Consider the following 5595-nt stretch of genomic DNA (forward strand, 5'->3'; position numbering starts at 1 on the left):
CCTTATCTTATAGAGACCCCTGCAAATAAAGAAACGGCTGCTCAATAGCAGCCGTTTCTTTATGGTCTAAGTCGACGTTCCTTCAATTAAAGGTGGTTTGTTTATCTTATTTCCGTGGATTGAAATACATTACTCTTCCGTTGAATAAATGCAATTCACCCTGCAGTTTTTTTCCAAGGAATTTGCTGAACTCGTTGGCTTTCCCTTTGTCGCCAGCGGTAGCAGTGGGAGGAAGCGTAATTTGTATGTATGTTTGCTCGCGTTCTGTATCATCTTCATCGACAATTGTTTCTTTGTCTACTCCAAATAAAATCGCATTGTAGCGGTCCTGTGTGGATTGCAGATAAAACCATGTACCTCTGCCTTCTTCTTTTTCCTTTAGCTCATAAGGAAATGCGGAATTTTCATAGTTCCAATCTACCTGGTCCCCGGTTTTAGTGGTTATTTGTTTGTAGTAATTAAATAAATCCTTGAGTTCATCGGTGGAAATGGCTTGCTGAGTTGATGATGGAACAAGTTTTATATATGCATTACTAGACATTGTCCAATCCCCTTTTCCAATCTATTCTCCATCATTTTATCACTGAGGGAAAAGCATTGACAATAGAATATAAGCTTTTTAGCTTCATATGCCTTGCCTTTTTGGCAAAAATTAATTATAATAATATTCTAAATATTTAATTAAAAAGGAGGAGGCATATGGAACTATTCGAAAAGCTTTATGATGAACACGAAAAAGTTCAAGTCAGATTTGTGGGGTTTACCACCAATGATACTCGGTATGACTTTGGGATCGTGTATACAAATATGTTTTTCGGAAAACCGCTCGTTGTATGTATGCAAACGGGGCGTTCAGCACTCCTCGACCCAAAGGATATTGAAGATGTAGAGTTTTTACAAAGAGCATTCCATATTACAGAAGTACGTCAGGCTGAAGATCTCGCTTTATTTTTCAATGAAGAACTGCCAACGGCCCCATTCGAGACTCAATACGAATAACATCCGGGAGCAGGCCAAACTGGCCTGTTTTATTTTTTTGTATGTTAAAGTGCATTACCGGTGTTGGATTAAAAGTGTCATACTAATAAAAGGTAAAACATATTATTAATGAATATATAACAATAATAATTAAAAAAATAATTAAAAGTGTTATACAATTAATACTTGAAATATCAATAGTGTTATATTATTATATAGTTAAAGAAGTTAAAGCGCTTTCAAAACAATACGAAAAGGGGTTTGAAAAGATGGGTACAATCGTTTGTCAAACTTGCAATTCCACAATTGACCATTTCGAAGATGAAAAAGTTTCTGTTCTTTATTCAAAAAAATGCGACTGCTGTGACCATGAGGTTGCAGAAGAAAGATAAGAATATATAAAAGGGCATGCGCAGCATGCCCTTTTTTTTATGGAATATGAAAGTATAAAATTCACTCCGAGAAATGTCCAGCTCCAGAGCCTAGCCCCTCGAGTCGCTTCGGTCCGCCCAATGAGTCAAAGAACGACTTCACCGGTCAGCACTTCGACGGACACGATGTCCTAGTGCCGACGTTGCCACAGGACGTGGCGGTTTTAGTCGGCCAGCGCTTGTCGGGGCTGAACAAGGCGCTTGCGCTTTTTTTAACGAATTGCTTTATGTTCTTTAATAACCCTGAAATATTTCAATTCATCATCTTCTGGTCCTTGTACGGGAAGGCCAGCTTCCATGTTTGTTTTGATATAAACAAGGTTTTCTTCGGTAATGATTTCTCCAGGAATGAAAATTGGTATCCCTGGCGGATAAACCATAACGAATTCAGCGATGATTCTTCCTTCTGAATCTTCAACTGGAACAACCTCTGTATCCGCGTAAAAGGCATCTCGAGGCGTAAGCGCCAATAACGGAATGTCTGGCAGCATGACTTCAGCATGGATTTTTTCTGCTAGATAGTGAAATTCCTTAGAAAGTTCACGCAATGCTTCAACAAGAATTTTCGCTTCCTTTTCTGTGTCTCCAGGAGTTATGATGCACAGAATATTATACAAGTCAGATAACTCGACTTCGATATTGTATTTTTCACGAAGCCATTGTTCAACCTCATAACCTGTGATGTTCAGATCTTTTATGCTGATCAACACTTTTGTTGGATCAAAATCGAATGTTGCATTTGTTCCAAGCAAGTCTTCTCCTGGACAATAAAGATGTTCGATTTCATTAACCTGTCCGCGGATCCATTGAGCCAATTTTATAGTACGATCAAGGATCTCTCTTCCTTCTGTCGCAAGCCTTCTCCTTGCAGTATCTAGTGAGGCAAGCAATAGGTAAGAAGTAGAAGTAGTCGTAAGCATGCTGATGATTGATTGTACGCGCTTTGCGGAAACAAGTCCTTCTTTAACGTTCAAGATAGAACTCTGAGTCATCGAACCACCTAACTTATGGACACTGGTTGCGGCCATGTCAGCACCAGCTTGCATAGCTGATAAAGGAAGATCTTCATGGAAATGAATATGGACTCCGTGAGCCTCGTCAACCAGGACAGGCACTTTGTAGGAATGAGCAATTTCGACAATCTTCTTTAAATCAGCAGCAAAGCCGAAATAAGTTGGATTAATGACAAGCAATCCCTTTGCATCCGGATGCTGTTCCAGGGCTCTCTCAACAGAATCTGTAGTGATTCCGTGGGATATACCCAGATTTTTATCAATTTCGGGATGGATGAAGATTGGAATCGCACCTGAGAATACAATGGCAGACATAATGGATTTGTGTACGTTCCTTGGGACTATAATTTTATCCCCAGGTCCACATACTGTCATTATCATGGTCATGATCGCACCGCTAGTACCTTGTACGGAGAAGAATGTATGGTCCGCTCCGAAAGCTTCAGCAGCCAGTTCCTGCGCTTGCTTGATGATTCCCTTCGGTGAATGGAGGTCATCAAGAGGTCCAATGTTAATCAAATCAATTGATAATGCGTTATCTCCAATGAAGTTCCTGAATTCAGGATCGATTCCGCTGCCTTTTTTATGGCCTGGAATGTGAAACTGAATCGGGTTCTTTTCTGCGTGTTTTAATAGGCTAGTAAATAACGGTGTTTCGTTTTGTGACAATTGATAATCACACCTCTTTATTTAATTAGATTTTATCGTTCAATTGGAAGTTATTTTTGTTTTGTTTTAAAAAATAAAACACATGCATTATAGCACTAATAATATCCTTTGCAAAGAAATATTGCAGGAGTGCGGTTTATTTACGTATACATATCTAGGTATGCAAGGGTGGTAAAAGAAAAAGGCTCTGTTAAAGCCTAATGTTGTTTTCTTAAACCCTGTTGATTGTAGTGAAAGGCGCGTAGATTCCTCCGAAAATGTTAACGCATTTCCATCGTGCGTGGGCAAATTCGTGGAAGCTTTCAGTGTCCTGCGGGCTTAGCTCCAGCCCCTAGAAGAAATTGCTTATGAAAAAGCCGGCAGTTGGGCTTTTTCATAATTATTCCGTGGAAAGCGAAGCGCCTGGAACGAAAATCAACAGCCTGTTTAACGGAGCCAAGAAAAAAAGGAAAAGCAGCAAATGAAATAGAAGTAATAATAAAACGTTAACCGAGGGAGAGAGTATATGAACTGGAAAACAAAAGTAACTGAATTGTTGGGAATTCAATATCCAATCATACAGGGGGGGCTTGCATATTTAGCTTATTCCGATTTAGCTGCGGCAGTTTCGAACGCCGGCGGGCTAGGACAAATTACAGCAATGTCATTGCCTGGCCCTGAGGCACTCCGCCATGAAATTCAAAAGGTCAGAGAGTTGACTGACCATCCGTTTGGAGTGAATTTCGCGATCGGCCAGCATGGAAGACCATTCTCTCATTATCTGGATGTTGCGATAGAGGAAAAAGTACCTGTAATTTCAATGACAGGGGGAAACCCATCCCCGATTTTTGAACAGCTTAAGGGTACAAATATTAAAAAATTGGTTCTTGTAGCGGCGAAAAGGCAGGCTCAGAAAGCAGAAGAGCTGGGGGCAGATGCTGTCATGGTTGTAGGGCAAGAAGGAGGAGGTCACCTTGGTAAAAGTGATATCGGTACGATGGTTTTAATCCCTGCTGTAGTGGATGCAGTCAATATACCTGTCATTGCTTCTGGGGGGATCGGCGATGGGAGAGGACTAATGGCAGCATTAAGCCTTGGCGCCCAGGGTATAGAAATGGGAACCAGATTCATTGCAACGAAGGAATGTGTCCATGCAAATGAAGTGTACAAACGCAGACTGGTCGAAGGAACTGAAAACGATACATCTGTTATTAAAAGAACTCTCGGGATGCCAGCAAGGGCTATTACAAATCCTCTGACAGAACGGATCATTGAAATCGAAAAAATAGATGGAGGCAATTATGAAGCAGTAAAAGATTTAATAAGCGGCGCTGCTAATAGAAAATATATATATGAAGGTGATGAAGAGAATGGATTCGGCTGGGCAGGACAGGTAATGGGTCTGATAAAGGATTCGCCAGCAGTGTGTGAATTATTTGAGAGAATAATAAGAGAAGCTGAAGAGATAAGGAGTGCCTGGAGCAATTAGGGAATTTGTTGCGCTGTTGATTGATTAACTGTAAAATCTACTAAGATTAATCAATAATTGGCTGTAAACGTACTCGATGTTGTTTTTTCTGAGGGATCTTTTACTTTATGTTCTCATTTCCTTAATTATTGGCACTGTTATTGATGATTGTTGATTTTTGTGAAATGTTCAGTGCAGCGGAAATCACCAGTCAAGCCAACAGCGCCAATATAAATAACAACAAATACAAACGCAAGTCTAAAAAGCAGGTGAAATGATGGAATATCAATATCCGATTGACTACACATGGTCCACAGATGAGATTGTCGATGCAATCCATTTCTATGAATGTATCGAAAAGGCTTATGAAAATGGAATTGACCGGGACGTTTTGCTGCAGGCATATCGCCGTTTCAAGGAAATCGTACCTGGAAAGGCTCAAGAAAAGACACTTTTTAATGAGTTCGAAGAGGTAAGCGGCTACGCTTCTTATCAGGCTGTTAAGTCGATAAAAGAACTCAGCTCAGGAAATAAGATAAAAATATCTCAACAAAAACGAAAGTATTAATTAATCAACATGAGGAGGAGCCCATTTAAAATGGGCTCCTTATTTTGTTAGAATAGCGTACTGTACCGTCCAAAAAAGTCAAATTGCTTTCCGTGCAGAAGGGCTAAAACGATCCCAATGTAATGGTGCGATGCAGACACCAGATTTGTCAGGTGTAGGCAGACTGCGCTTGTCGGAACTGAGCAGTTGCCGCCGTTTTTTTATGTTTATGCCAATTTATATAGGGGTAATATCTCTTTAAATACAAACTCAATTTTGGATAGCATTTCTTCACCGCTAATGTCGACAGCTTGCTCGCGCGGAATGTTCAAACCGCATAATATTTCAGCCTTTTTCACAGTCTGAAGGCGAGTGAACATGTTAAGGAGTTCTTCCTTGGTTAATTGGCTGTGCAAGGTGGCTTCTGGCTTCATATGATCGCCAGACCAGTAGAAACCCTTCGGAATCTGCTTGTAGATGGAATTAATGTTTTTTTCTAGCTTTTTGCCG

7 protein-coding genes are annotated in these 5595 nt (G+C 40.3%); 4 read left to right on the forward strand and 3 right to left on the reverse strand.

Annotation, left to right across the window (positions count from 1 at the left end; genetic code table 11):
- Window positions 1–106: 106 nt before the first annotated feature.
- Window positions 107–541, reverse strand: coding sequence for a DUF1885 family protein (locus WB217_RS11940; RefSeq protein ID WP_423993444.1), 435 nt, complete (start codon window positions 539–541; stop codon window positions 107–109).
- A gap of 158 nt (window positions 542–699) precedes the next feature.
- On the opposite strand from WB217_RS11940, the gene WB217_RS11945 reads away from it, so the two are divergent.
- Together WB217_RS11945 and WB217_RS11950 are read left to right on the forward strand one after the other, a co-directional pair.
- The gene (locus WB217_RS11945) at window positions 700–999 is read left to right on the forward strand and encodes a DUF3055 domain-containing protein (protein ID WP_423993445.1); all 300 of its coding nucleotides are present in this window, start codon (window positions 700–702) and stop codon (window positions 997–999) included.
- A 248-nt stretch (window positions 1000–1247) separates the two neighbouring features.
- Window positions 1248–1370, forward strand: coding sequence for a GapA-binding peptide SR1P (locus WB217_RS11950; protein WP_207498583.1), 123 nt, complete (start codon window positions 1248–1250; stop codon window positions 1368–1370).
- 251 nt (window positions 1371–1621) lie between these two features.
- On the opposite strand, the gene WB217_RS11955 is transcribed toward WB217_RS11950, so the two are convergent.
- Window positions 1622–3091 carry an aminotransferase class I/II-fold pyridoxal phosphate-dependent enzyme gene (locus WB217_RS11955; RefSeq protein ID WP_423993446.1) on the reverse strand — a complete coding sequence of 490 codons (1470 nt, stop codon included), beginning with the start codon at window positions 3089–3091 and terminating at the stop codon, window positions 1622–1624.
- Window positions 3092–3596: 505 nt separating this feature from the next.
- Here WB217_RS11955 and WB217_RS11960 point away from each other — a divergent pair.
- Together WB217_RS11960 and WB217_RS11965 are read left to right on the forward strand one after the other, a co-directional pair.
- Window positions 3597–4559, forward strand: coding sequence for an NAD(P)H-dependent flavin oxidoreductase (locus WB217_RS11960; RefSeq protein WP_423993447.1), 963 nt, complete (start codon window positions 3597–3599; stop codon window positions 4557–4559).
- Window positions 4560–4815: 256 nt separating this feature from the next.
- Entirely contained in the window at window positions 4816–5106 is a 291-nt protein-coding gene (locus WB217_RS11965) for a UPF0223 family protein (RefSeq protein WP_423993448.1), read from the forward strand.
- A gap of 206 nt (window positions 5107–5312) precedes the next feature.
- Here the strand turns inward: WB217_RS11965 and WB217_RS11970 are convergent.
- The coding region (locus WB217_RS11970; protein ID WP_423993449.1) for a DUF1054 family protein at window positions 5313–5595 on the reverse strand (283 nt) is incomplete at its 5' end.

It is taken from the genome of Mesobacillus sp., from assembly GCF_049588175.1.
In the GTDB taxonomy this organism is placed as follows: Bacteria; Bacillota; Bacilli; order Bacillales; family Cytobacillaceae; genus Mesobacillus.